Source organism: Salifodinibacter halophilus, from assembly GCA_012999515.1.
GTDB lineage: Bacteria > Pseudomonadota > Gammaproteobacteria > Nevskiales > Salinisphaeraceae > Salifodinibacter > Salifodinibacter halophilus.
Map to the genome: position 1 here is coordinate 1 of JABEEB010000277.1, position 269 is coordinate 269.

Consider the following 269-nt stretch of genomic DNA (forward strand, 5'->3'; position numbering starts at 1 on the left):
CGATGACGGCGGCACCGTTGGCCGGAGCCGAACTGGTCACCGAGTTGCCAGACAGCAGGGTCCAGACGCCTTCGGCGGCCGAGTAGCTCAGCGAATAGCTGGCATTGGTCGGCAAGTCGATCTGGCTGACGCCGGCGTCGACTCCGGAGGCGTCCAGATGCGAGGCCCATTGGGCCCGGGTGGTGATATTGACGCGCGCGCCGTTGCGCGGTGCGGACGGAAGGATGACCGTGCGCACCCAGTCGTGGTCGCGCATGGAGAAATCGATC

Annotated in this window: 1 protein-coding gene; it reads right to left on the reverse strand. The window is 66.5% G+C overall.

All coding sequences use genetic code 11. The annotated features are described in order from the left end of the window. On the reverse strand, positions 1 to 256 hold a 256-nt coding region (locus HKX41_11650; protein NNC24787.1), incomplete at its 3' end, for a hypothetical protein. Positions 257 to 269: the final 13 nt, after the last annotated feature.